A 25,758-nucleotide genomic window follows, 5' to 3' on the forward strand; every position below is an offset into this window, starting at 1 on the left:
AGCCGTCGGTTTTTACTATGGAACGTAAGATCTGGACGTACGAGGAGGCTCGCAAGATCCTGCCATATGTACGATCCATTACGGAAGAATTTTATACTTCTGTAAACCAACTGCACCAAGAGTTGCAGGAGTTCATAGTACCTGAAAATGAATTAGAGCAAAAAGAGAACCGGCTGGAAGAGTTGCTGGTACAATGGGCCGAAAAAATCAGAGGTCTTGGAATCGAAGTTAAGGGTCTCTGGTTGATAGACTTCGACAATGGAAAAGGCTATTACTGCTGGCACTTAGGTGAAGAGGATTTGTTGTTTGAGCACGGTTACGATGAGGGATTTGCAGGGCGTAAACCGATTTCGGAAATAAGAGAAGAAGAGCAGGAAGACGATGACGAAAATTAACGAGAACTATTTAAAATTAAAAGCCGGGTATTTGTTTCCGGAGATCGCAAGAAGGGTAAAAGTGTTCTCCGAAAAAAATCCTTCTGCAAAAATCATTCGCTTGGGAATAGGCGATGTAACTCTTCCAATTGTTCCTTCTGTCGTGGATGCAATGGTTTCCGCCGCAAAAGAAATGGGAACCACACAAGGTTTCCACGGGTACGGTCCAGAACAAGGCTATTCCTTTTTATTAAAAGCAATCGCTGAAAACGACTACGGAAAGTTAGGCGTAAACATTCAAGAAAACGAAATTTTCGTTTCCGATGGATCCAAGTGCGATTGCGGAAATATCCAAGAGATATTTTCCCATGATGCAAAGATCGCAGTTGGGGATCCGGTTTATCCAGTTTATGTAGATACAAACGTCATGGCCGGTCGTACCGGAGATTCGGGATCCGACGGGCGTTATGAAAATTTAATATACATGCCTTCCACCAGAGAGAACGGATTCCATCCAGATTTTCCGAAGGAAGCTCCCGACTTGATCTATCTCTGCTATCCGAACAATCCTACCGGAACTGTTGCCACTAAGGAAACTCTGAAAGCCTGGGTAGAATACGCAAAGAAACACAAGAGTATTATTTTATTCGATTCTGCTTATGAAGCCTTCATTTCAGAAAAAGGAATTCCGAGATCGATTTATGAAATAGAAGGTGCAAGGGAAGTGGCGATTGAATTCCGCTCTTTTTCCAAAACTGCTGGATTCACTGGACTACGATGCGCTTATATCGTGATTCCGAACGAACTCAAGGGTTTTACAAAGGATGGAAAGGAAGTTTCAGTTCAATCTCTCTGGAGCCGCAGACATACCACGAAATTTAATGGTGTCTCCTATGTGACCCAAAAAGCCGCCGAAGCAGTTTATTCTACTCGGGGTAAAAAGGAAATCGCGGAATCCATTGCTTATTATATGGCAAATGCAAAAGCGATTCGAGAAGGCCTGAGTAAGCTTGGTTACGATGTGTTTGGAGGAGTGAATGCCCCTTATATTTGGCTCAAAACTCCTAAGAATATGAGTTCCTGGGACTTCTTTGACCATCTACTGGATAAGGCTCAGGTGGTAGGAACTCCCGGTTCCGGCTTTGGTCCTTCCGGAGAAGGCTATTTCCGGCTTTCTGCCTTCGGTAAAAAAGAGGATGTAGCTGAGGCAATTCAAAGGATTTCCGCTCTTTCCTAAAATCCAAAACAGAATGCGAGGGCGCTCGAGGCTGCGGGTGGCTTTGCCGGAAGATTTCGAGTACACGATCAAATTTACCGCAAAGGGGCTGAGATTCCGATTTTCTGAGCTCAAAAAAAAATAGGAATTTCTTTGAAATCTCCGATAGATTATAAGAGATTACTATGAATCTGGAACGTTTTCCTTATATCATCCTATCCATCGGAGTGCTTGTTAGCCTGGGGCTATTTAGTAAGATAAGCGCTGTTTCTCCAGATCAGAACAATCTGGCCATCTTGATCGATGAAAATAAGTACAATTTAAAGTTTATTAATATTTGCGTTAGCAATATGGCGCCTCCTCTCGAAGAAGGAGGCGCTGCAAAACCTCAAACTAGCGGGCAGACTGCAGCGGAACAAGCCCAAGCTGGTCAAGGAACAACTCCTCAACCCGGACAAGAGGAAATATTTCGCAAACTGAATGCGATGGAAAATTACCGTTCTTTTAAAAAGGCAAACCAGTCCGACTTTAATGGCAATATGTGGTACTTCCAGAGTAACTACAGCCTATCTTACAAAAATCTAAAATCCGCGCAAAAAGAAATGAAGGACCTATTTCAGGTCACTCATGAAAGATATATTCGGACCGCTCGGATTCTTTTGGAAGCGGCATCTCCGGTAATTATTCGCTCGAATGATAAGATTGCGCAGCACCTTCTAAAGCTAGGTTTCAGAGACTTAAAATCTACCGAAGATCATTTCACTACTGCGTACAATTCCTCTCCTTACCAATACAGGATAAAGCTTTTATTACATGGAGAAGGGATCAAAATTGCGAGAAGGGCAAGAAGATTTGCGCTTCTGGCTATGATTTCTTCCAAAACTCCGAACGAAGATAAGCCGGAATATCAGTTTGTAAACTTGGATGATTTCAAGAATGCAGCTGAAAAGGAAAATATCTCGGACTACGACAGAATTCGGAACACCCTCATAGACTACATCGATAACGAGCTTTTGACAGAAAAGATATCTGCTCCCGGAGATGCAAAGGGCAACGAAATCGATCTATTAGAAGTTCATGATGATAACTACAGTTTCATTACGAACGCTCGGATCTCTTTTTTAGAAAAGAGTAATGATGAAATTCGAATCGACGACATGAATAAAATCGAGACACTACCTCCGGTTCCGGCAAATTCCGGGGGATCAGGTGGCTCTGGAGGAACTGGGCAGTAACGCCAGTTTTTCGATTATGGATTTACCTACTCCTGCAGAAATCGCTTCTCTTAGGGTAAAAAATCGATGGTTCCTAAAGTTATTGTTCTTACTTTCCGGAATCTTAATACTGTTCATCACTTGGGCAGAAGTTCACTCCACTTCGACGCTTTCTTTTAGAGAGAGAAAAAAATCCATAGATTCGAAAGTCAGAGTTCTAAGAGAAATCAAAGATTCTTTTCCGGATAAGGATTTGGTCAATGATTTTGGGAGAATAGAAAATTCTTTCAAAGAAGTCGAATCTGCATTTAAGACCGGGACTCAAAAGGAAAAATCGGATTCTCTACTTAGCATCGAAAAGAAACTTCCAGAATCTCTGAGAAAGTGGTCCGAAACCGCCGCAATTTCCTCCGACAGATTGTTACAGTATGTTGCGAGAGAAACGCAATTGCGCGGCCTAGATACAGAAGAGCGTCATCCTCTTACCGCAAAAGAGGAGGAAAAGGTAAACCAGTATTTTCATATGGCAAGAGAAGAATGGTTGTCCGGCAATAAGTTTCGCAGAGACGGAAATCATCTGTACGCCTTGGTTCTTTACAAACGTTCTTTAAAATATTCCTTTTCTAGTTTGAAGACTAGTAAACTTCCGCCTCCTATCGAGTTCAAGAAGGTAGGGGAAAGGTTGACTTCTCACAGATAAAGTGATCTTTTTGTCCCTATCCTAAGTCCACTTTTTACATTTCCGAACCGCTAAAGTAAAAAATGAGAGGAATTTTCCCGGTGAGCGGGGAATAGAAGTCATTTCAGGGAGAATCTTTTCCTGTTAGATGCGCGCTTCATGAAGATAGAGAATCTTTATAAATACTTTCTGTATACCCAAGCAAGTCATCTCCCCGTTTGGGAAGAAGAAAATCATGCTCTATTAGGACTCCTTCCGAAAGAAAGAATTCTGATGGAGTTGGCTGACCTGAGCCTGGCCGACCGAGAATTTTCTAGAATTCCGGAGGAATATCTTGTTCGAGAAATCCCGGAAACCCTTCTGGCTTTTTTTCAAAAGCAAAGAACGATCCCGGTACTAAGCCCTCTAGGAGAAAGGAAGGAAGATTGGGACAAGCCAAGATTACTCGCAGAATTGAGTCGATCTTCCTGGGTTGCAAAAGAACCAGAGAAAAAAGAAAGCAATGATCCGGAATCTCCGGAGGAAAAATCCAAGCAAACTCAATGGTTTATGGAAGTTCTATTGCAGAATTTTCCCGATGGGTTGCTTGCCACCGATTTGGACGGGCATTCCGTATTTTACAACGAAACGTTTGAAAACGAAATACTTCCGCGGAAATGGTTCAAGGACAGCATACTTCACGCAGAAAAACTTCTCAAAGAAATGAGCAAGGAGCTCCTCGGGAACTATCTCAAGACTCATGAACTGCGTTTAGAGGAAGGTAAGTTGTCCGTACAAACCTTTCTTCCAGACTTGGATTGTTTGGTACGAGTTTCGATCTTACATCAAAAAGGAAAACCGGTCGGATATCTTTACCATTTTTCGCCGGCCTCTTCCAAGGTGAATCATCAGGATGCGGACGGGTTTATTTTCCCTTCGGTGGCCGAAGCCTTTCGACAAAAACTTCCTCTCGAGACGATCCTGAAAGAAGTAGAAGGAAGTTATATTTATCAATCCTTGAAAAGAAACCAGGAAAACGTATCTCACGCCGCGCTGGATTTGGGAGTTCCTAGGACCACATTACAAAATCGAATTAAGTTTTTGGATCTTACTTCCAAATTTCCGATGAACCGTGACCAACCAATTCCCAGGAGAAAGTCTCCTAAGGAGCAGGAATCTGTTTCTGCTGCGAGTTCTGTACCCAAAAACGTTCCGGATAAAAAGCCGAAAAAGAAAACCTCTGACGGAAAGTCGAAACCCAAAGCAAGAGGTTTGAGAGAAAAATCCCCCGTTCGGAAGAAGTCAGGTTCTAGTAAAAAGAAGGTTTCTGCTAAAAAAAAGGCAAAGTGAATACTTTTCGATTGACATAGAACCGGAAGGGAGCATAGTCCAGCTTAAGAGCTCCAATCCGGCCCCCGCAAGTCTGTTCAAAGAAAAAGAGAAGGCTTGTTTGGTTGCAATCGGTACACAGTTCTCTATAACCGATCTTCCGGACTCTCTTAACCCACTGTAAATCTTACAAAATGACAATCTTGGACCAGTGAAGATATTTTCACGTCCAGAATCCAATGGTATTCTATGGCTAATGCAAGACGAGATTCAAAGCCCAAAGTCAATCTAGACAATCAAAACGACTATAACGAAGATGAACCGGATTTTCCGGAAGACGATCCCGAAACAGCCGAGATTCGTTCTAGAAAAAGACGGAGAGGTTCTTATGAAGGACCTGCACCTGCTCCTATTGACTTGGTTGCTTTAAAGAAAAAATCGATCGGTGAATTGATCGACGTGGCCAAAGGTCTTGGAGTAGAAAATACCAGCGGCCTGAAAAAGCAAAATCTCATCTTCGCGGTACTGCAAGCGCAGGCAGAAAGAGAAGGACAGGTCCACGCTGCCGGAGTTATGGAAAAACTTCCGGATGGTTATGGTTTCCTTCGCTCTCCAGATTATAATTATGTTCCGGGACCGGATGATATCTATGTATCTCCTTCTCAAATCAAGTTGTTCGGTCTTCGTACTGGAGATACGGTAGAAGGACAAATTCGTCCTCCCAAAGAGTCAGAAAGATTCTTTGCGATGCTTCGAGTAGAGACAGTCAACGGATACACCCCCGACGTCGCGAGCAAACGAGCTCTTTTTGACAACTTAACGCCTCTCTATCCAAATGAAAGACTCAGAATGGAGCATGATCCTTCTCAGTTAGATACAAGGATCGTCGATCTGATGTGTCCGATCGGAAAAGGGCAGAGGGCTTTGATTGTAGCTCCTCCAAGAACCGGTAAAACGATTCTGATGCAGAACGTAGCGAATGCGATTACCAGAAATCATCCCGAGGTTACGCTGATCGTACTTTTGATCGATGAACGTCCGGAAGAAGTGACCGACATGGCCAGAAACGTACGAGGAGAAGTCGTAAGTTCTACCTTTGACGAACCAGCGACCCGCCACGTGCAGGTTGCAGAAATGGTCATCGAAAAAGCAAAACGTCTAGTGGAGCACGGAAGAGATGTGGTCATTCTTTTGGATTCGATCACTCGTTTGGCCAGAGCTTACAACCAAGTGATTCCGACTTCCGGTAAAATACTTTCCGGTGGTGTGGACTCGAATGCTTTGCATAAACCGAAACGCTTTTTCGGAGCCGCGAGAAATATCGAAGAGGGTGGTTCTCTTACGATCATTGCGACCGCACTTGTGGATACTGGATCCAAAATGGACGAGGTGATCTTCGAAGAGTTTAAGGGAACAGGTAATATGGAAATCCATCTGGACCGTAAACTCTCCGACAAACGGATCTTCCCTGCGATCGACATCAATAAGTCTGGAACTCGTAAAGAGGAACTACTTCTAGCGAAAGAAACACTTCAGAAAGTGTTTGTGCTTCGAAAAGTGCTTTCTCCCATGAGCATCACCGAAAGCATGGAATTATTGCTGGATAAAATGCGGCAATCTAAGACAAACGAAGCCTTTTTGGCAAGTATGAACGCTTAGACCCTGAGGTTAGAGGAATTTATGAAAACGGATATTCATCCCAAATATGCACCGGCAAAAATCCGCTGCGCCTGCGGAGCTGTTTACGAGACTCGCACAACCGTAGGGGATATTCATGTAGAGATTTGCTCGAATTGCCATCCTTATTTTACGGGTAAATCTAAACTGCTGGATACTACCGGTCGAGTAGATAAGTTCAAGAAAAAGTACAAAATGAAGTAAGCAAGATGTCTTCCGTTTTCGGTTTTCATTCTGTCTAAAGGATTGCCGGAGAGTTTCTCATGAAGGTAATGGATTTCGATAGATATAAGGAAATCAACGATCAAAGGTTGAATTACCGAGAAATGGAAGATGCTACCGTAGTCTCGAACTATCGTAATGTAGGCTGCGGAGACGGTTATCGCATTTACTTAAAGATCGACGAGAACCAGGTCGTCACAGATGCGAGCTACACTACCACTGGCTGCGGTTTCGGGATCGTGGCCTTGGCAATGGCAACCGAGATCGCAAAAGGCAAGTCTATCTCTGAATTAAAAAAGATAGAAGCTGAGGATCTCGAAAAACTTTTTGAGTTTCCGGAAAGAAGAAAGAACTATCCTCAATCAGCGGTCGCTGCGTTAAGACAGGCGATACAGGATTTTGAAACCGGACAAGGGATTCCAAAAGAAAAAAGAATCACCGCTGTAAAAGCCAAAGAAATCTTAAAAGAAAAAGGTAGCCTAAACGGCGAAGACCTTTCCTCGATCATACTCGAAAAAGAGAATTTTGACGGAGTAGATTTTTCTGGTTCGAATTTAAATCACTCCTTTCTTACGAATACCAGTTTTTCCGGAGCGAATTTTCAAGGCGCGAAGCTGAGAGGGGCCTTCCTAAACGGAGCCAATCTTCAAAACGCGAATTTTAGAGGAGCGGACCTTCGGTGGGCAAAACTCGCAGGCGCAAACATAGAAGGCGCTGATTTTACAGACGCGATCTACGATGTGGGAACTAGAGTCGACCAAAAGCAAATTCATATCTTTTCTGTAATGACGAAAGAGGGAAAAGATCTCTATATGGAGAAGAATGAAGCCGGGCGATAAAATGAAACTAGTCAAAAGAAGTTTTCTCCTGAACGGGGTAATCGTCTTAACCGGCTCATTGGTGGAAATTTTAGAAGTAAACGGTGATTCTATTTCAGTTCTCTACAATGATAGGGAAGGCTTTCCGCACACTTTGAACAATCTGGTATCCGCAGATTTAGCTCCGATCGACTGAATTATTTTTCTTTCCATTAGATACTGAAGAATCTATTGGACATCGACTCAGTTTCCTTTTTATGAATTCCTCTCGACGCGGCAGAGATACTTTATGTTTTCTTAATTCGTTTTTCGATTTTGTCGATACGTAAAACGGTTTAGTCTTTTATAACGAACGCTAAAGAGTTATTTTTAGAATCCGAAATAATTGAATTTCAAAATCCGAGCGGCAAGTTTAAAATCATTCGACTGTTAATCTCTAGTGTATGAGATTTGGATGTGCGAATATGATTAAGAAGTTCTTAGCGATTTTGTTTGTTGTGGTGTCACTGTTTTCGGCGACACAGTGTACTATACTCGATGACATTCCGATTATCGGAGGACTTTTCGAAGACGATGACCAAGAGCAAAAAGACAAAGACATGCAAAGGTTGTTCGTTCTAGTTGTGGTTCTTTCTAATAATGGACATAACGGAAATCCGGCGATCTATTCTATGAAAAGTCCGGATCTTGCGGGCAATGCCGCTTTTCAAGCTGAGTGGGCAAGTCTCTCTGTGAAGGATCAGGGAACTGTTTGCACGATGGCATATGCCGTGGATGCAAACAATCCAACATTAGCAAAGTATTGTTTTTAGCCTGCTTCTACTTTTTGCTTGGTCGGCTCTGTCCACATTCCGGATTGCTTGATTAACTCTACGAGTTTTTCGTCCGCTATTTCGTAAGGAATATTCTTCATTACGATTTCTTTACCCTTGTACAGGTGGACTTTGCCCGGGCCGGCCCCCACATATCCGAAATCCGCATCTGCCATTTCACCCGGACCGTTTACGATGCAGCCCATGACAGCGATTTTGACTCCCTTTAAGTGCTCTGTTTTCTCTTTGATTCTTGCGGTGGTGCTCTGAAGATCGAATAGGGTTCTTCCACAAGAAGGACAGGAAATATATTCAGTTTTTGTTAAGCGTAACCTAGTTGCCTGTAAAAGATCAAATCCAAGTTGCAGGGATTCTTCAGGCTCTGCTTGGAAAACGTTCAATCGAATCACATCACCGATTCCATCCACTAGAAGACCTCCGATTCCGATGGAGGATTCATAGAGTGCGGTTTCCAAATTCGGAAACTCTCCGTACAATATGATCGGATAATCGAAGTCGCTCAGGATCTTGGCCAATTTTCTATAATCGTGCAGGATATGCTGGGTTTTTAATGAGAAAATTACGGATTCGATTCCTTCTGATTTGAGCAGCTCCGGAAGTCCTTTGAGCGTTTCGATTTGGTAGCTCGGAACCAGTAGTTCTGTGGAGGCTTTTCCTTCTCTCTCTTTCAAAAATTCTATGAGAGTGTTCTCGTTGGAAAAATGTTGAAAAGGATCGAGCACCACTTTTGGAAATACTTTCAAATCTTCTAATGCATCTCCGAAGAGCAAATTCAATTGGTCTACTTGGACACAAATCGGAATCGAAATCGATTTTGCACATTCTATGAATTCTTCCCGGACAAACTGGTCTATAGGATAGGAAACGGAGATAAATTCTAGTTCCAACAACGAGTTTGCAGCGAACTTTTTCAACTTATCTACTTTGGCGACGAATTCGTCCTTGTTTGTAAAAGGCAGAACGGATTCCACTCTGACTGGATTGGTATCTCCGATTGTTTGGCTACCGATAGTGATAGGCTTGCTATAAAATCTTTGTGTCGAGTAAGGATTTCTGAATTCTGCGTAACCGTTTCCATTTCCTTCCGGAAATCTTTGGTGGTTAAATTTGTCTGCTAAGAGCTTTGCTACGGGAATTTCGTGAATCGCATCTTCTGTTAGTGAAACTCGAATCGTATCTCCGAGTCCGTCTTCCAAAAGCGAACCGATTCCGATCGAAGATTTGATCCTTCCGTCTTTTCCGTCTCCCGCTTCTGTTACTCCTAGGTGGAGCGGATAATCCATTTGCAATTCTAAAAATCGACTCGAAAGAAGTCGGTACGCCTGTACCATCACTTGTGGATTCGAAGCTTTCATGCTTACTATGATATCTTTGTAATTTAGAGATTCTGCAATTCGGATGAATTCGATCGCTGATTCCACCATTCCCTGGGGAGTATCTCCGTATCGATTCATGATTCTGTCCGAGAGAGAACCGTGATTGGTTCCGATTCTCATGGCGACTCCTAGTTCTTTGCATCGCAAGACTAAAGGAGAAAAAACCTCGGAGATTCTTTCCAACTCTTCTTTGTATTCTAAATCGGTATATTCTCTAACCGCGAATTTCTTCTTATCCGCGAAATTCCCAGGATTGATCCGAATTTTCTCGACCCATTCGACGGCTTTCATCGCAACACTCGGAGTAAAGTGAATGTCTGCAACCAGTGGAACCTTGCTGCCGAGCTTTTTTAATTCATTTCTAATATTGGGTAGATTATCTGCATCCGCTTGGGATGGCACTGTTAAACGAACGATCTCGCAGCCCGCCCTTTCTAACTCCAGGATTTGTCGAACCGATCCCTCGGTATCGCAAGTGTCCGAAGTAATCATGGATTGGACTCGAATCGGATTGTCTCCTCCGATTCCTATGGGACCGACCATGACTTCTCTAGTTCTGCGTCTTTTGTAGTAGAATGGGGAATGGTTATAGCGGAAGTTCATGGGTGCTCTTTGGTTCCATTTAGGAGGGGGCAAAACGCTTGTCATTTCGGATTTTTTAGAAATATGCACTGAATCTGATCCATTTTTCGGAATTTGCAGTAGTTCCTACCTCGTATTTTATACAAGCAAAGAGGCAGGTAAATGGAACAAATTGAAAGATATCGGCTTCTTACGTTTTGTTCTTAATTTTGTTTCCTAAGGATATTTCTCCTTCTATTCTACTTTGCGGCCTTTCCGGATTTTTTTCTGCAAGGTTTCTGCACTCAGTATTTCCGCCCGACAGCTTTTGATGAATTTTTATGAGCATTTAATGTTTTAGTTTAAGCGAAGTCTTAGAATCGATCCTTCGGACCAATCCACCGGACGATTGTTCACTCCTTGGAAAGAGTCATTCATTCCGAAATTGCTCCAGCAAAAGTAAATACATTTGAAAAAATTTATCTTAGACTCTCATGCTGGAGACCGGTGTCTGATAAGAACATTATGGAATTATTAAATAGAAGGAAACGCTTAGTAAGGATTCTGCCGATATTCGGGATCTCTTGTATCTTATATTGTTCGGAAAATCCAAAAAATTTAGCGGAACTTACCGCCGCAAAGTTATTGTTAGATGGAATAAATGCTCCAGTTCCTGTTCCGGTTGGAGATCCTGCGCCTCCGGGTCAGCCACAAAATGCTCCGGATCTTCAAGATTCCGATATCGCTAGCTCAGATATCTCGAGCGGGTCCAACTTCAGCGGTTTATTCTCCGTCCAAGCCATTAATTTTAATCTATCGGTTCATGATAATACGACAATCTCGGCCTTTATCGGTGGCCAAAGTATGGCCCTGCTGCCGAACAATACCGTAGTAAATTCATTCTCCCATTGGACGGTTACCTCGGGACAATTGGCCGAACCTGGAGCGCACCCTCCGGTTTTGGTAGGACCTACCGATCGAAAATTGAAGATGCTGATTGTCGCAAGAAACGAATTCGGAATTTCTTCCAAAGTCAAACAGGTAGGCCAAACTCATTTTTGCACCGGGGCAGCAGTTCTTCCTGCAACCATAGGGAACTGTGGGACGTTATGCGCTACGGCGAATTTGAACGGAAATAACGTAGAATTTAAGTCCAACTTTACGATTTCCCAAGATACATTCGCATATCTTTATACAGATGTTTTCGTTGCCCAACCGATCTCGTTTTCTATTCCCGCGGCACCATTCGGTGCTTTCGAAAAGTATGAACCAATCCCGGTCGAAACATACACCGCGAGCACGAAATTAGATCGTACAACTTTTGAATTCATGTGCGTGGAAGTGAGTGCCTATTCTTTCGCCACAGATCCGTTTAACGATCACTTTAGTAGAGGTAGGGTGATTGTCCCCTAATTTATAAGCGGAAGCATTCTCGTAACAAGTTCCGATTGAGTTTAAGAGATTACTTGGTGTCGCTGGGAGGAAATACTTGGTCGAAGTAACGCATTTCTACTGGAAGGAGCGCATTTCTACTCTTGCTAGACTCTCTGTTCATTCTTGAGACCCCTCTATCGGCAGAATGCAAATTTTCCAAAAGGTAAAAAATTCTAAGATTCGAATTTGAGATCGGGGGGGCGGAACTCCGATACTTTGTTTTAGAAAGTCTGAAAAGATTTTCGACGCAAAGGCCTCGGTATGGAATTTTTGGAATCGAAAGACGAGTCGGAGAATAAATCCTATCGAATCCGCCTAACTGTTGCCATTTATAGAAATAATATATTATCCTACAAAAACGATATTGTAGTTCCCTCGTTTTATCCAAGAAGGAACGAGGCCCGAGCTCATATCAGCAGAGAAGTCAAAGAAAGATTGGCTCACTCTTCCTTCTTTAGATCTCCCCGCCCTGACTATGATTTGGTCCGGTATTCCGAAGAGGCTACTTGCAATACTTTTTTGCGCTATCGCATCGTTCAAACTACCAGTACGGGCGAGAGCATCTCTAGATCGAATCCATAGTTCTTTAATCTGGGCTTCGGAAATCGCAGCCTTCGCCCTTCGCCGAAACCTCCTGTTTTTAGCTCCGGGTCGCTGCGCAATCCTGCTCCGCTTCTCCTTCTTGCGCGATTTCCGAATCCAACCTTCGCACTTTGATTCTTTTTAAGTCTTGAATCTTGGAACATAGTTGTAAAAATTTGACTCGAAACTTCGAATTATGGCAGATGAGCGCAAGGTCATAGAAAGAAAAGCGGACGGAGAATTCGGTCTTACTTCCTACGGGGAGTTCCTCAGTTATTTCCACACTCATATTCAATTATTTGGAAATCTCATTTCTCAAAAAAAGATTCCGGCTAAGGACCAGGATGCGCTAAAAACTAAGATTCGATCTTATATCGTTACACATGTTCAAAAAACGGATCATTTTTTTGACCAATTGCCTCAGTTCGCCCAGTTTCTAGGAATCAGCACCCAGGAACTTTCTTCCTTCATGAATCGGAACTTCCTGAATTCTTTGAACAAGGTAAAGGCAAAGATGATCGAGCAGGAGCTCGCTCAGGAAAAGACTCCTAAAAAGAAGAGATATTCTAAAATCACGGACGAAATCCTGGACGGCTTAGGTTTCATCTTTCCTGCGGGTCATAAATTTGAACAGGAAGAAGCTTATCTTTATTTGGTAAATACTGCCACAGGAAAGAAGATAGAAGCAGCCGCGGTTACGGAGCTGATCAAGGAAGAAGAAAAAGCACAAAAAGAAGGAAAGCCTAAGCCTGTCGCAGCGCCTGTTCGAAGAGGCCCAGAAACTCCGATCACACAAGAAATATTAGCAAAATATAATTCTCTTTTCAGTGGAAAGCCTTTGGTTCTGAAGAAAGAGGAATTAGAGCCGGACAACGATATCCCCGTAAATGAAGAAGTTTCGGAAAGCGAACTCTCCGATGTGGAAGATTTGAACTTTACCGGAGATTTCTCATTTCAGGAAGATTCGGAACCTAGCGATCCGCCGGTAAGTATTCCGTTTTCGAAATATATGGATCACGTGAACAAGGTCAGGGCTTACCAGAAAGCAGGACAGGTGGACGAATACAAGCGTTGGCTGTCCATGCTGCCCGCCGAAGAAAGCGTGCTAGTTCAGTTACAGACTGCTTTGTTAAAAGAAACCAAAGGAGAAGTGGTGGATTGGGAAGGCACGATTTCTCAGATCTCGAATCGAACCGGCCTTTCCACGCATAGAGTGAGAAAGGTTTTGGACTTGGGCAGAGATTTTCTTAGAATCAGAACCGTCCTTGAGTCTTCTTGGAATAAGGCGAGAGCTGCAAATCCTGGAATTGCCGAATTAGTACGCAAGGCCTGGCCTCATATTTTGAAAGTAATGGATGAATATCCTGACTTTTCGTCTCTGCGGAATAAGATGGAGCAATTGTTCTCTAGAATTCCGGATGCGAATCACCGCAAGATACTCTCCGACCTATTCTTGAATCCGATTTTGTCTGTCAGAGTTTCTAGCTAAACACCAGTCTTAACTCTGGAAAATAAGTGCGGTCTAAGTACTGAGACAAGTTTCGATTTGCTGTCTTTGCTTAAAAAGATCGTTTCCAATATACCCGCGCGTTAATTTACTGGTCGTAAGAATCGGAAAATTGCCGGAAAAATCAGCCGTCGAGTGCATCAGAGATAGGATTTCCAAACTTATCTGGGCCGGAGCCGCGCAATGCCCCGGATTCAAGAAGAGGAAACTCGCGGATGGTAAAACTTAACGAACAGTTACAGATCCAAAAGTACTTAGAGGAAAACGGTCTATACGATCGATCCTTTGAGCACGACAACTGCGGTGTTGGCTTTGTTGCTTCCTACAAGGGAGAATCTAGCCATCGTATCGTATCAATGGGTTTGAAATCGGTGGCATGCTTAACCCACCGAGGTGCAGTAGATGCAGACATGAAGACCGGCGACGGTGCCGGAATTATGATCCGTATTCCGAAGAAACTGTTCGCAAAGTACATCGAAGATATGGGTCACCGTCGTCCAGACGAAGATTCCATTGGTGTGGGAATGATCTTCCTCCCCAGAGAAGATATCGATAAACAAGACGTGTGCAGAAGTATCGTAGAATCCGCATTGATGGATTTCGATTTCAAGTTATACGCTTGGAGATATGTTCCTGTAAATCCTGAGGTCCTTGGACCCAAAGCGAATTCTTCCCGTCCTCAGATTGAACAAGTGTTAATCGGCAAACCGGAAGGAATGTCCAAAGAGGATTTCGAGACAAAGTTATTCTTAATTCAGAAAAAACTCATGAGAGACGCAAACAAACTCTCCATGAGCGAAGACTTCTATATTTGTTCCCTGTCTTCCGAAAGAATCGTCTTCAAAGGATTATTCAACGGAAACCAGGTCGCGCAATTTTACGAAGATCTAAACAGCGAAGAGATGGAATCTCCGTATTGTATTTTCCATCAAAGATATTCTACAAATACTTTCCCAAGCTGGGCACTCGCGCAACCTTTCCGGATTTTAGCTCACAACGGTGAAATCAACACCATAGTAGGAAATCGGATTTGGATGCTTGCAAGAGAGGCGGAGCTAGAATGCGAGAAATGGGGAGAATACCAAAAGCAAATTCACCCTATTATCAGACCGAATATGTCCGACTCTGCTAGTTTGGATAACGCGATGGAAGCGATTGTTCGTTCTGGGAAGGACGTCCTACACGCGAAAGCGATGTTGATTCCGAATGCCTGGAGTAAGAACTTCCAGATGTCGGAGGCGCTAAAATCCTTTTACGAATATAATAATACTCTGACTGAACCCTGGGACGGTCCTGCGGCACTTGCGTTTGCGGAAGGAGACTGGGTCGGTGGAGGTCTGGACAGAAACGGTCTAAGACCTGCTCGTTATGTAGTTACCGAAGATGGTCTCGTGGTCATGGGTTCAGAGGTCGGACTGGTTCCTATCGATGAAGAGATCATCGCAAAAAAAGGAAGATTAGGTCCTGGAGAGATGATCGCGGTCAACTTGAAAGAAGGAAAAGCCTACTTCAATGACGATATCAACACACTCTTCGAGAAGAAATACGACTACAGAGAATGGTCCAAAGAAAACGTAGAGTACTTAGACCAAAAAATAGATGAAGCGGCTTCCAGCTCAGCTTCTTTTAGGGGAGAGGATTTGCAAAGAAGACAGATCCTTTTTGCATATTCTCCGTACAAACAGAAAATTGTAATTAAACCGCAAGCCCAAGGCGGCAAGGAAGCAATCGGTTCCATGGGGGACGATACTCCTTTGTCTATCCTGATGCTTTCTCGAATCGGTTTATATACGTACTTCCGCCAGAGATTTGCGCAGGTAACAAACCCTCCGATCGATTACATGAGAGAAAAGGGAGTCACTTCTCTTTATACCAGACTCGTAAAGAAAATGAATCTTTTCGGAGACGATAAGCCTCAGAACTGTTTGGTACTCTCTCACCCGTATTTGACCAACCAGGATTTGCAAAGAATTCGGGAAAAAGACGGAAAGCAATACCGTATCCAAACTTTGGACGCTACATTTGAAGCACACCACGAGCCAGGAGCGGATCGCAATTACCTAGAACGCGCGTTAGACGGTTTGTTGGAGCAAGCGCAAAAGCTCGCCAACGAAGGTGTGAATATTATCATACTTTCCGATAAGAAGCTGAACAGAGAACGTGCCCCGATTCCGATGGAATTGGCGGTAGCCGCGGTGCACAACCATTTGATCCGAAATGCAAAACGTTCGGCGATTAGCATACTTGTAGAAACAGGTTCTGCATTCGAAATTCATAATGTGGCCGTGCTATTGGGATACGGTGCTTCCGGAGTAAACAGCTACTTGATCTGGGATACTTTGACAGATCTATGGGAAAGAGGAGACTTCAATGCAGAAGACGGTTCCAAACCTTTACTCTCCGAGCTGTTCAAAAATTATAGAGCCGGTGTAGACGACGGACTACTGAAAGTGATGTCCAAGATGGGAATTTCCATCATGTCATCTTATGTGGGAGGTCAAGTCTTCGAAGCGATTGGACTTTCTAGAACCTTGATTTCCAAGTATTTCCCTGGTACGTATTCCAGAATTTCCGGAATCGGAATCGGTGGAATCGAACAGAATATACTTCGTAACCACGAACAGGCATTCTATAAAGAAATCAATCCAGAGGACTTCCTTTCCGAAAAGGACGATCAACCGCATCGTTGGTCTCCGAAAGTTGTGAAGTTTATTCGAAAAGCTGCTGTAGACAATGACTACGAAGCATTTTTGGAAGCTTCAAAAATTCTGAGAGAAAGCGACCCGATCAATATTCGGGACTTATTCGACTTTGTAGAAAGGAAGCCGGTTCCAATCGCAGAAGTGGAAACTGTTTCTGAGATCCAAAAACGCTTTTTAACTCCTGGAATGAGTCACGGTGCTCTTTCTACGGAAGCTCACACAGACCTGGCGGTTGCGATGAATCGACTGGGGGCTAAATCTTCTTCGGGAGAGGGTGGAGAGCATCCGTCCAGATACATAGTAGATTCAAAAGGTGACTTGGCGAATTCTTCGATCAAGCAAGTGGCGTCCGGAAGATTCGGTGTTACATCAGAATACTTGAACTCTGCCCAAGAGCTAGAGATCAAGATAGCCCAAGGTGCAAAACCGGGAGAGGGCGGGCAACTTCCTGCTAAGAAGAATAACGAAGAGATCGCGACGAATCGACATACTCCAATGGGTGTGGATTTGATTTCTCCTCCACCTCACCACGATATTTATTCGATCGAGGATTTATCTCAGCTGATCTATGATTTGAAACAAGCGAATCATAAAGCTCAGGTTTCCGTGAAGTTAGTATCAGAAGCCGGCGTAGGAACCATCGCAGCTGGTGTCGCGAAAGCGAATGCTGATATCATTTTGATCTCCGGACATGCGGGAGGAACTGGAGCTGCAGCGATCACTTCGATCAAGCACGCAGGATCTCCTTGGGAGTTAGGACTTTCGGAAGCACATCAAGTTCTCGTAATGAACGGATTGAGAGATCGAGTAGTTCTGAGGACAGACGGTGGAATCGTTTCCGGAAGGGATGTAATTATCGCAGCCTGTCTCGGAGCCGAGGAATACGGAATCGGTACTGCATCTTTGGTTGCGATAGGTTGTATCATGGCAAGAAAATGCCACTTGAACAACTGTCCTACCGGAATTGCAACCCAGGATCCGAAGTTCAGGGCAAAATATAAGGGTACTCCTGACCAGGTGACAAACCTGATGACTCTTCTGGCTATGGAAGTAAGAGACTATCTCGCAGCTCTCGGATTCAAGTCAATGGATGAGATTATCGGAAGAACAGATCTACTTAAACAAATTACCAGGTACGAAAAAGATCGTCTTGATAGTTTGGATTTGAATCCGATTCTTGTTCGTCTGCCGTTGTTATACGATCCTGCGAAACAAAAGAAGAATCGCTATGTCAGAAACGAACCAGTCGGCGAGGTTTTAGATGATCGTATCCTGAAAGATGCGGAACCTGCGTTGGAAGGAAAAACTTCCATGTCTCTATCCTACTCTGTGAGAAATACGAACAGAACAGTAGGTGCTAAAATTTCGGGTATTATTGCTCGCAAGTACGGTTCGAAAGGACTCCCAGGAAAACTAGAAGTGATTCTCGAAGGAACTGCCGGTCAGTCTCTTGGAGCATGGCTCGTCAAAGGAGTGCAAATTACTCTACATGGTGATGCAAACGACTATGTAGGAAAAGGACTCTGCGGCGGAACCATTGTGATTCGCAAACACCGTCGTTCCAAATTGAAAGCATATGAGAACGTGATCATTGGTAATACTTGTCTTTACGGTGCGACTTCTGGAAAACTATTCTGTTCGGGAAGAGCAGGAGAGAGGTTCGGAGTGCGTAACTCCGGCGCCGATGCGGTCGTAGGAGGAGCTGGAGATCACTTCCTGGAATATATGACCGGTGGAACCGTCATTTGCTTAGGAACTGTAGGCAAGAACATGGGTGCCGGTATGACCGGAGGAAAGGCCTATTTCTTCCAGAAAGGTTGGGAACTTGAGTCTTTGATTAACAAAGATTATGTGAAGACTGTAGATCTCGAGAACGAGGACTATGAGGTGATCAAATCCTTGTGCACGGAGCATACCAAGGCAACCGGATCAGAACTTTCAGATCAGATTGTAAAGACTTGGGAACAATCTAAGCAATACTTTGTGAAGGTAGTTCCGAAGTAATCGATCTTTAGACACCAGGTCGCTATTTTTATGACAGTCGCCTGGTGTTTTTGATTCCCCTATAAGCAAAATTCAGGTAATCGCAGAATTTCAATTCGAGTCTTTCCGGTTGCATGAATCTTTCCCATTATTGAAACTGGCCCAGAGTGACCGGAAAGAGCTATGTTGCGCCTACATATCGTTCTCGCTTTTTTTGCGACTGCCCTACTGTTTGCGGTGGCAGACCGGCAACAGAGAAAGGAGATCGAAGAATCCGACTTTTCCCATGAAGATCTAGTACTACAGGCGAACGGAATTGCACCCTCGACTCTTCCTCCGACTTTCAAATTTTCTTTTTCGAATCTAAAAAACAAAGCCAGATTTCTGGCAAAGCAGACCTATAAACCTCCTAAGCTGTCGACAACAGATTTTCTACAGGGATTGCCTTGGAACAAATACAAAGAGATTGTATTTCGTCCTGAAAAATCAGTATGGAAAAAAGAGGGGAACCCTTTTCAGATTCAGTTTTTTCATCCTGGGCATCTGTACAATACTAACGTTCGGATCTTTGAAGTCCGCGGAGATTTTGCTCGGGAAATCGTTTACGACCCAAGCTCATTCGATCTTTCCAGGCTAAAGGGAGTGGGGGAGTTGCCACCTAATCTAGGTTACTCGGGCTTTAAGATCCATTACCCTATCAATACCCAAGAACACACAGATGAATTCGCGGTATTTCAAGGCGCGAGCTACTTCAGAATCAATTCTAAAAAGCAGTGGTATGGGTTATCTGCTAGAGGAATCGCGATCAACACTGGAATGAATTATCCGGAAGACTTCCCCTCCTTTCGAGAGTTCTACTTAGTCAAACCTGATAGAACAGATTCGACTATCTTCATCTATGCATTGTTAGACGGCAAGACCGTAACAGGTGCGTACGAGTTTGAAATTACTCCGGGAAAAATTTCCTCAGTGAAAGTAAACGCCGAGATCATTTTGAGAACGAAGGTAGACAAGGTCGGGATCGCTCCATTGACCAGTATGTTTTGGTATAGCGAAACCCGAGGAATTCCAAAGGGGCAGGCTTATCCGGAATCCCACGATTCGGATGGACTCTTGATCCACACTGGTAAGGATGAATGGGTCTGGAGACCCTTAGATAATCCGAAGAGAACTGCTGTTCACTCTTTTCACGATGAAGGTTTAAAAGGATTCGGTTTGATCCAAAGGGACCGTGATTTTCAGAGCTACCAAGATAGCGAAATGAAATATCACCTTCGACCTTCGGCTTGGGTAGAACCGGAAGCAGGATGGGGAAAAGGTTCCGTGCAGCTCCTGCAAAATCCGACCATCCAAGATTCGGACGATAATATAGGGGCCTTTTGGGTTCCAGAAAATTTGCCAGAGCCAGGATCTCCATTCGAATTTTCTTATACTGTTCGCTGGCCAGATATCGATCCATTGCCGGAATCTTTAGCCAAAGTTGTGGCAACTAGAATCGGTGAGTCTCAGGGTGATCCAGATCTTAAGGTATTCCACGTGGACTTTAAGGGAGATTCATTAAATTCCTTAGATGAATTTGCTTATCTTCAAGCGAAGATTCAGACAGGAGAAAATGCAGAACTTGTAGATTATTCAGTCCAGAAAATAGAGGAGACTGGTGTTTGGAGACTTACCTTCAGAGTATTGACAAAGAATGTTTTAAGACCCGCCGAACTGAAGGCTGCGTTAGCCATAAACCAAGAGACAATTTCGGAGAACTGGACCTTTACTCTTGAGCCTAATTACTAAAAGACCGAAAACGAAAACCTTAGTATGAATGGTTCTACCGAGAACGAGTTTCCCTTTTCCATCACTTCCAAAGAGTGGGATCGATTGGAAGTCTATCTTCGCGGGATGGGGATGCAGGATAGCTTGGAAATTCATTCACTTCTCTCTGCTGTTTTTGAAAAAGCAAAACTGAGTTCGGAACCCGCATTCGAAATCTTCCTTTCCGAAGTGGGAGAAAAGATGGCGAAAGATAGAGAAGGTGGACTTCCTCCTTTGGAGCCTGGTTCAATGGTCCCGAGACCGATCGACTTTGGGCCCTTAGCCGACCTGGCGACTTCTTCTTCCTCAGAGGATCCGGAGCCGGTTGCGTTGGTTCTTACTGTTGTGTTTTGGCTTAGCGTATATATTTCTTTGGCTATCTGGTATTTTTCATGAGCCTGGAAAACGTGATGAAAGTTTCAATTCGCTCCGAGGGAGTCCTAAAGAGCGCTTTCGATTCCAGAAAATTCACCTATCGCAGGTTAGGTTTTATCGGAACAATAGGGTTGCTTTCCATTTTTGGAATCTACCTTGAATACAAATTCTTGTCCTTTAATGGAATCTCTCCCTTAGAGTGGGCGACTCTATTTTTGTTTTCTCTTTTGTTTCCGCTTCTTTCTTTTGGTGCGGCGACCGGAATCTTCGGTGTCCTTCAGAGAATTCGGGGTGGAGATCCGGTTCGAGTATCCAAATTGCTCGAAAATAGCAATGTGGAATCGAATCAATTGCCGCCGACTGCTGTTATATTTCCTATCTATTGCGAAGATGTTTCTAGAGTATTTGCGAACTTAGAGTCGATGATGAATTCCTGCGCAGATGTCGGACTTGCAAACAATCTGGACTTTTTTGTTCTTTCGGATACTTCGGATCCAGATATTTGGATCCAAGAAGAAAAAGCATTTTCGCGACTTTCTCGAAAGCCGGAAGCAAAAGGAAGAGTTTATTACAGAAAACGAAGAGTGAATCTAAACAAGAAGTCAGGAAACATCGCAGACTTTTGCAGACGCTGGGGCAAGAGATATCGCTACATGATTGTGCTGGACGCAGATAGTCTGATGAGCGGTGAATGTGTATTAAATTTAATTAAACTAATGGAAGCAATTCCGAATGCTGGCTTGATTCAGACCGTCCCCAGAATTATTCGCGCAAAAAGCTTATTTCAAAGGCTCGCGCAATTTGGCACCTGGCTGTCCAATCCGATTTTTGGTGCTGGTTCTTATTATTGGCAGGTGTTTTCCGGTCCGTTCTGGGGACACAATGCGATCGTAAGGTTGCGACCTTTTATGGAATACTGCGGATTGCCTGGACTTCCCGGGAGCGGTGCGATAGGCGGAAAAATACTTTCTCATGATACGATCGAAGCCGCGTTAATTAGAAAAGCAGGATATACTGTTTGGTTTGCCTATGACCTGAATGGTTCTTATGAGGAATACCCTCCCAATCTCTTGGAAGGATTAAAGAGAGATAATAGATGGTGCCAAGGGAATTTGCAGCATTTTTGGTTTTTGTTTGTGGACGGTTTGCGGATCTCGAGTCGGATTCATATCTTGTTAGGGATTCTTTCTTATTCTAGTTCTCTCCTCTGGGCGCTGATGCTGCTTAGTACAGTAATCACAGCGATGGCTGACATGGACTATTTTAGGCTCGCTTTTGTTCCGGAAGATTGGGTGAACTTTAAAGAAACCATATATTTACCCGTTGCATATGGTTTGCAGATTTATACTTTAGGCGTACTTTTTCTGCCTCGGATTCTATTTTTCCTAGATGGATTGTTCTTCCGTCGAAAGGAAAGCGGAATCGGAATTTTGGCATTCGTAGTTTCTTTCTTCGGGGAATTCCTGCAGTCCGTAATTTTAGCTCCGGCTTATATGATACAATATATTCGATTTTTATGGACGACCTTTTGGAACAGAAAAATCGAATGGGGACCTCAAAATCGAAAGCCCGAGGCGAAAGTGGAGCCGCTTGCGCTGGCAAGAATGTTGCTCCCTCAGGCATTCTACGCGACCGGAATATCGATCTGGCTGTTCGTTTACTATCCGATCTTATTCTATTGGTTATTGCCGATTACTTTAGGTTGGGTTCTTTCTTTTCCTATTTCTTACTGGGCATCTTCTATTTCTGCAGGAGAAGCTTGGAGAAAATACGGACTGCTAAAAACTCCGGAAGAATCTCTAAGTCCCCCTATATTGGAAGATTCTAATAAACTAGAAAAAGAATATAGATCGGTGTTGGGCGAGGCTGACGGTGGAAACGGAGTTTTCGCTGCTATAGTCGATCCTTTGCTTTTTCGATTCCATTCTTCTCGGTTGAAAATTAGAAAAAAGGAATCCAAGAATCGAATTCAGTTTATGGATAGTCTCGCTGAGGTGATAAAAAAAGGCGGCCCCTCGGAAATGTCCGAAAAGGATATTTTCAGAATTCTTTGGGACAGAAGAACCTTAATCGAATTGCACAGTTGGTTTTGGGAAGAAGATGTAAAAAAACTTCCGATCTGGTGGAGAGAGAAATTCGTTGATTACCAGAAAAAAATTCGGGAAGGCCAAATCGAACAATGGTTTCGGTTGTGATTCTTCAAAGATAGAGCATATGAAAATGCTTTGGTTCTTCGTTTTTGTAGGAGCTCCTACAGAAACTTGAGAAAGAAAAATTCATTGCGAAGAAGATGATTTTGTGAAATGCAGTCGGGGTACCGCCGCTCCGCTCCAGCCCCCGCCCAGGCAGGGCGGGGGCTTTTCACTAAAAAGTGCGGCGACCGGAATTCTCGCCTAGCATGGTTAGGTTTTTTGCTTCCGAAATCCTATCATCTAGCAAACTATAGTCGCTCCGTAAGCGACAGAGTTTTATTATGATTCCCTTTATTTGCTAGGTTTTCTAAAAGGATTGCGATTTTGATCCAAAATGCTAAAATTGTTTCTTCGCTTTACATCTACTGTTAAATATTTGTCTGAGTGATAGTTTAGAATATTAGGAATTATGAAAAAGAAGCAACAGGTGCCGAGATCTTCATCCGCTATTTTATTATTTGAACTTTATCGAAATTGTTATATCGGAAAACACAGACATTTTTTGGCTGCAAACAGAGCTCGAATGTACGGAAATTTTATCGGAACTCCGGTAATCTTAATTAATGTAGCACTCGGTTCCGTGCTCTTTGTGTCTACAACGGCCAAATTGCCCGAATTTACAAATTGGATTGGAGGTTTGTTGGCATTGGTCGCCGCACTTGGCGCTGCTCTTCAGACTTACTATAATTTTGATAGAGTGTTTGAAGGGCACCGAAAGGTCGGAAACGATTACTTAGAGATCGAAAGAGAATGCCAACTTGTTTACTGTTCTTATCAGGACGGTTTGATGACTTTGCAAAGGTTGACTGAAAGATTAGAGGACTTACAGAAAAGATACAATGATATCAATCGACAAGCCGAGCACCTTCCTACTAGCAACAGTGATTACAAAAAGGCTCTGCATTTTGATCAGGGAAGAACGGATTGGAGAAGCAAGCATTTGGAAGAAGTGGCGCAAAACCATAACGGACAAAAATCATAAAAGTGAATCTATTTTTTCAAGTATCTCTTGAACTCCGTCCCTTTCTAACCTTGGATCGAGAGTGGTTAGATTTTGCCTTGCTTTTTCCGCGTATTCATCCCATCGAAAGGAATAAAGAGACTCGTGTGGAATATAAGCAGATTTGAATTTAGCTTTGAGCTCTGATACGAGAGCTTCGTATTCTGCAAAGTTTCCCCTGTCCGTATAGATAACAGGAGTTCCAGCATAATATGCTTCGCTTAATATTCCGTAACCGGGCTTTGTTAATACGTAATCGCAGGCCCGAATTAAATTCGGGTAATGGCAGGATGGAATAGAAATCACGCCCAGAGATTGAGGGCTTGGACCATTCATTTCCGTTCCGCTCGTGACTAGTCTTTTAGATGCCGGATTCCAATTTTTCCAATCAAAATTTTTTGCCTCAACTCCATACGCTCCGAACGAAAACAAAAAGTAGGTGATGTCTGCTTCGAATCCAAATTGTTTTCTTGCTTCTTCTTTCGAAAGTGTAGGTCTGCGTCCTAGTAGTCCGATCTCTTTTGTATTGCGGATGGAAGTAACAGGACAAGAAAAAGGCAGGATCAGTCCTAAATCGCACAACGAGTATTCTTTGGAATGATCCTGAGCAAAATCGGCAAAGTTACTCGACTCGTATTTTGAATAGATAAAATCCCAAGTAAAACTTCCTAGAAACAGTGAAGGAATTCCGTTTCGGTGAGAAACTCTAAAAGGTAAGGAAGCGGAATCCGACCAGATTAAGTTTACGTTCTCCTGAGCGCAAAACTTACTTTCTTTTTCTATAAAGGAATCTTTTGTTTTGGAAAACTGAAACAATTTCTTTTCAGTTTCAGAAAGATCCATTCCAAGAGAGTCCTTTTGAATGATTCCGACATCTGACTCTTCGTGCCTAAATCTGATTCTACCTTTCACCTGTGCCCAGTTGTTGGAGCCAGGTTCCAGAGTTTTGGCAAAATTTTCCGCTCTGGTGGATATGATTGTAGCAACCCAGTCTTGTCTTTCGAATAAAATTCTAGATATTGCCTCTAGAGATCGGCTAACGTGACCGAAGCCGTGCCCGCTTAGATATGCAGCGATATGAATCTTTGCCATAAGTTATTTGTTTTGTCTTAAAACCTCATACATAAGAATTCCGGCAGACATCGCTAAGTTTAGACTGTCGGCTTCTCCTTTCATAGGGAGGGAAATATAAGAGTCACTATGGCTTCTGGCATAAGCACTTAGCCCGTATTGTTCGCTTCCGAAAACAAGGGCAATCTTACCCTTTAGATCTGCATCCCAGTAGATTTCTTTTGCTTCTGGAGTTATCGCAAAGGTTTTGTAATCTAGCTTTTTTAGTACATTATAAAGTTCTTCTATTGGTGACTGAAATACATTTAAAGTGAAGAGTGTTCCGGTGGAAGCCCGGATGACGTTCGGATTCAGTAAATCCAATCTAGGATCGGCGACTAAGACCTTTTGAAATCCAGCTCCCTCGGCGGTTCTCAAAATCGTACCCAAATTGCCGGGTTTTTCGACTCCTTCGATTACCAGTAATGGTGCACTTCCAAAATCTGAGTTCTTTTCGGACAATCTAAAGTTGGGTGCGGAGGCGGTTGCGATCAAGCCGTCCGGTCTATCACGATATGAGATTTTTTCGAAGATTCTTTTCGGAACGGAAATGACTTTTGCACCAATCGTGTTAATCAGATCGTATTCGTTTTCTCCCAAAAAGCATTCTGGAGAAATCAACAAATATTCGAATTTTACTTTTCGAGAGAGATCCGCTCTCAAAATTTCTCTATAGCCTTCTATAAAAAAATGATCCGATTTTTCTCTGTTCTTCTTTTCCTTTAATCCGGAGATATACTTCAGTTTTTCATTCGAAAAGCTAGTGATCTCGAGCACTGGACGATCGAT

General features: G+C 43.3%; 21 protein-coding genes. 18 read left to right on the plus strand and 3 right to left on the minus strand.

The genetic code is table 11. The features are described 5' to 3' along the window. The first annotated feature begins 17 nt into the window (after nt 1-17). The 10 genes from CH373_RS14510 (at nt 18) to CH373_RS14555 (ending at nt 8,320) form a co-directional block, all read left to right on the plus strand. On the plus strand, nt 18-395 hold the full coding sequence (locus tag CH373_RS14510) for a DUF2203 domain-containing protein (protein ID WP_100714305.1): 378 nt from the start codon (nt 18-20) through the stop codon (nt 393-395). After that, on the plus strand, nt 382-1,611 hold the full coding sequence (locus CH373_RS14515) for an LL-diaminopimelate aminotransferase (RefSeq protein WP_100714304.1): 1,230 nt from the start codon (nt 382-384) through the stop codon (nt 1,609-1,611). Before CH373_RS14510 ends, CH373_RS14515 begins: the two co-directional genes overlap by 14 nt. A gap of 164 nt (nt 1,612-1,775) precedes the next feature. Then, entirely contained in the window at nt 1,776-2,825 is a 1,050-nt protein-coding gene (locus CH373_RS14520) for an adhesin OmpL37 family surface protein (RefSeq protein WP_243393410.1), read from the plus strand. Beyond that, entirely contained in the window at nt 2,800-3,504 is a 705-nt protein-coding gene (locus tag CH373_RS14525; protein ID WP_243393411.1) for a PROCN domain protein, read from the plus strand. Before CH373_RS14520 ends, CH373_RS14525 begins: the two co-directional genes overlap by 26 nt. Nucleotides 3,505-3,642: 138 nt before the next feature. Then, a complete protein-coding gene (locus CH373_RS14530; RefSeq protein ID WP_100714302.1) occupies nt 3,643-4,812 on the plus strand; it encodes a helix-turn-helix domain-containing protein in 1,170 nt (389 codons plus the stop codon). Nucleotides 4,813-5,040: 228 nt separating this feature from the next. Continuing rightward, the gene (gene rho, locus CH373_RS14535; protein WP_100714301.1) at nt 5,041-6,450 is read left to right on the plus strand and encodes a transcription termination factor Rho; all 1,410 of its coding nucleotides are present in this window, start codon (nt 5,041-5,043) and stop codon (nt 6,448-6,450) included. A gap of 21 nt (nt 6,451-6,471) precedes the next feature. Beyond that, nucleotides 6,472-6,672, plus strand: coding sequence for a 50S ribosomal protein L31 (rpmE, locus tag CH373_RS14540; protein ID WP_100714300.1), 201 nt, complete (start codon nt 6,472-6,474; stop codon nt 6,670-6,672). A 59-nt stretch (nt 6,673-6,731) separates the two neighbouring features. Next, entirely contained in the window at nt 6,732-7,529 is a 798-nt protein-coding gene (locus CH373_RS14545; RefSeq protein ID WP_100714299.1) for a pentapeptide repeat-containing protein, read from the plus strand. Next, the gene (locus CH373_RS14550; RefSeq protein WP_100714298.1) at nt 7,513-7,704 is read left to right on the plus strand and encodes a hypothetical protein; all 192 of its coding nucleotides are present in this window, start codon (nt 7,513-7,515) and stop codon (nt 7,702-7,704) included. The genes CH373_RS14545 and CH373_RS14550 overlap by 17 nt, the downstream gene beginning before the upstream one ends. A 268-nt stretch (nt 7,705-7,972) precedes the next feature. Further along, nucleotides 7,973-8,320: a hypothetical protein gene (locus CH373_RS14555; protein ID WP_100714297.1), complete on the plus strand. Its 348-nt coding sequence runs from the start codon at nt 7,973-7,975 to the stop codon at nt 8,318-8,320. Here the strand turns inward: CH373_RS14555 and ispG are convergent. After that, on the minus strand, nt 8,317-10,320 hold the full coding sequence (gene ispG, locus CH373_RS14560) for a (E)-4-hydroxy-3-methylbut-2-enyl-diphosphate synthase (protein ID WP_100714296.1): 2,004 nt from the start codon (nt 10,318-10,320) through the stop codon (nt 8,317-8,319). The two genes, CH373_RS14555 and ispG, sit on opposite strands and share 4 nt — an antisense overlap. Before the next feature lie 465 nt (nt 10,321-10,785). Between ispG and CH373_RS14570 the strand changes: the two genes are divergently transcribed. The 8 genes from CH373_RS14570 to CH373_RS14605 all read left to right on the plus strand — a co-directional run bounded on the left by CH373_RS14570 (nt 10,786) and on the right by CH373_RS14605 (nt 23,841). Then, nucleotides 10,786-11,691: a hypothetical protein gene (locus CH373_RS14570; protein ID WP_243393413.1), complete on the plus strand. Its 906-nt coding sequence runs from the start codon at nt 10,786-10,788 to the stop codon at nt 11,689-11,691. A 282-nt stretch (nt 11,692-11,973) separates the two neighbouring features. Next, nucleotides 11,974-12,294 (plus strand): hypothetical protein, encoded by a 321-nt coding sequence (locus CH373_RS14575; RefSeq protein WP_100714294.1) that lies wholly within the window; start codon nt 11,974-11,976, stop codon nt 12,292-12,294. A 193-nt stretch (nt 12,295-12,487) separates the two neighbouring features. Continuing rightward, a complete protein-coding gene (locus tag CH373_RS14580; RefSeq protein WP_100714293.1) occupies nt 12,488-13,783 on the plus strand; it encodes a hypothetical protein in 1,296 nt (431 codons plus the stop codon). A 233-nt stretch (nt 13,784-14,016) separates the two neighbouring features. Next, nucleotides 14,017-18,507 carry a glutamate synthase large subunit gene (gene gltB / locus CH373_RS14585; protein ID WP_100714292.1) on the plus strand — a complete coding sequence of 1,497 codons (4,491 nt, stop codon included), beginning with the start codon at nt 14,017-14,019 and terminating at the stop codon, nt 18,505-18,507. Between the two features lie 162 nt (nt 18,508-18,669). Beyond that, complete coding sequence (locus CH373_RS14590; RefSeq protein WP_100714291.1) at nt 18,670-20,274, plus strand: OpgD/OpgG family glucan biosynthesis protein; 1,605 nt, start codon at nt 18,670-18,672, stop codon at nt 20,272-20,274. Between the two features lie 24 nt (nt 20,275-20,298). Further along, nucleotides 20,299-20,688, plus strand: coding sequence for a hypothetical protein (locus CH373_RS14595; RefSeq protein WP_100714290.1), 390 nt, complete (start codon nt 20,299-20,301; stop codon nt 20,686-20,688). After that, nucleotides 20,685-22,862, plus strand: a complete 2,178-nt coding sequence (gene mdoH, locus CH373_RS14600) for a glucans biosynthesis glucosyltransferase MdoH (RefSeq protein ID WP_100714289.1) — start codon at nt 20,685-20,687, stop codon at nt 22,860-22,862. Before CH373_RS14595 ends, mdoH begins: the two co-directional genes overlap by 4 nt. A 406-nt stretch (nt 22,863-23,268) precedes the next feature. Further along, the gene (locus CH373_RS14605) at nt 23,269-23,841 is read left to right on the plus strand and encodes an SLATT domain-containing protein (RefSeq protein ID WP_100714288.1); all 573 of its coding nucleotides are present in this window, start codon (nt 23,269-23,271) and stop codon (nt 23,839-23,841) included. On the opposite strand, the gene CH373_RS14610 is transcribed toward CH373_RS14605, so the two are convergent. Both CH373_RS14610 and CH373_RS14615 read right to left on the minus strand, forming a co-directional pair. Further along, nucleotides 23,836-24,951: a glycosyltransferase family protein gene (locus tag CH373_RS14610; protein WP_100714287.1), complete on the minus strand. Its 1,116-nt coding sequence runs from the start codon at nt 24,949-24,951 to the stop codon at nt 23,836-23,838. The genes CH373_RS14605 and CH373_RS14610 overlap by 6 nt on opposite strands. 3 nt (nt 24,952-24,954) lie before the next feature. Then, a complete protein-coding gene (locus tag CH373_RS14615) occupies nt 24,955-25,758 on the minus strand; it encodes a TrmH family RNA methyltransferase (RefSeq protein WP_100714353.1) in 804 nt (267 codons plus the stop codon).

Source organism: Leptospira perolatii (assembly GCF_002811875.1).
Taxonomy (GTDB): Bacteria; Spirochaetota; Leptospiria; order Leptospirales; family Leptospiraceae; genus Leptospira_B; species Leptospira_B perolatii.

Coding starts and splice junctions, on each gene's coding strand:
- CH373_RS14510 (WP_100714305.1), top strand. CDS start 18: ATGGAACGTAAGATCTGGACGTACGAGGAGGCTCGCAAGATCCTGCCA.
- CH373_RS14515 (WP_100714304.1), top strand. CDS start 382: ATGACGAAAATTAACGAGAACTATTTAAAATTAAAAGCCGGGTATTTG.
- CH373_RS14520 (WP_243393410.1), top strand. CDS start 1,776: ATGAATCTGGAACGTTTTCCTTATATCATCCTATCCATCGGAGTGCTT.
- CH373_RS14530 (WP_100714302.1), top strand. CDS start 3,643: ATGAAGATAGAGAATCTTTATAAATACTTTCTGTATACCCAAGCAAGT.
- rho (WP_100714301.1), top strand. CDS start 5,041: ATGGCTAATGCAAGACGAGATTCAAAGCCCAAAGTCAATCTAGACAAT.
- rpmE (WP_100714300.1), top strand. CDS start 6,472: ATGAAAACGGATATTCATCCCAAATATGCACCGGCAAAAATCCGCTGC.
- CH373_RS14545 (WP_100714299.1), top strand. CDS start 6,732: ATGAAGGTAATGGATTTCGATAGATATAAGGAAATCAACGATCAAAGG.
- CH373_RS14550 (WP_100714298.1), top strand. CDS start 7,513: ATGAAGCCGGGCGATAAAATGAAACTAGTCAAAAGAAGTTTTCTCCTG.
- CH373_RS14555 (WP_100714297.1), top strand. CDS start 7,973: ATGATTAAGAAGTTCTTAGCGATTTTGTTTGTTGTGGTGTCACTGTTT.
- ispG (WP_100714296.1), bottom strand. CDS start 10,320: ATGAACTTCCGCTATAACCATTCCCCATTCTACTACAAAAGACGCAGA.
- CH373_RS14575 (WP_100714294.1), top strand. CDS start 11,974: ATGGAATTTTTGGAATCGAAAGACGAGTCGGAGAATAAATCCTATCGA.
- gltB (WP_100714292.1), top strand. CDS start 14,017: ATGGTAAAACTTAACGAACAGTTACAGATCCAAAAGTACTTAGAGGAA.
- CH373_RS14590 (WP_100714291.1), top strand. CDS start 18,670: ATGTTGCGCCTACATATCGTTCTCGCTTTTTTTGCGACTGCCCTACTG.
- CH373_RS14595 (WP_100714290.1), top strand. CDS start 20,299: ATGAATGGTTCTACCGAGAACGAGTTTCCCTTTTCCATCACTTCCAAA.
- mdoH (WP_100714289.1), top strand. CDS start 20,685: ATGAGCCTGGAAAACGTGATGAAAGTTTCAATTCGCTCCGAGGGAGTC.
- CH373_RS14605 (WP_100714288.1), top strand. CDS start 23,269: ATGAAAAAGAAGCAACAGGTGCCGAGATCTTCATCCGCTATTTTATTA.
- CH373_RS14610 (WP_100714287.1), bottom strand. CDS start 24,951: ATGGCAAAGATTCATATCGCTGCATATCTAAGCGGGCACGGCTTCGGT.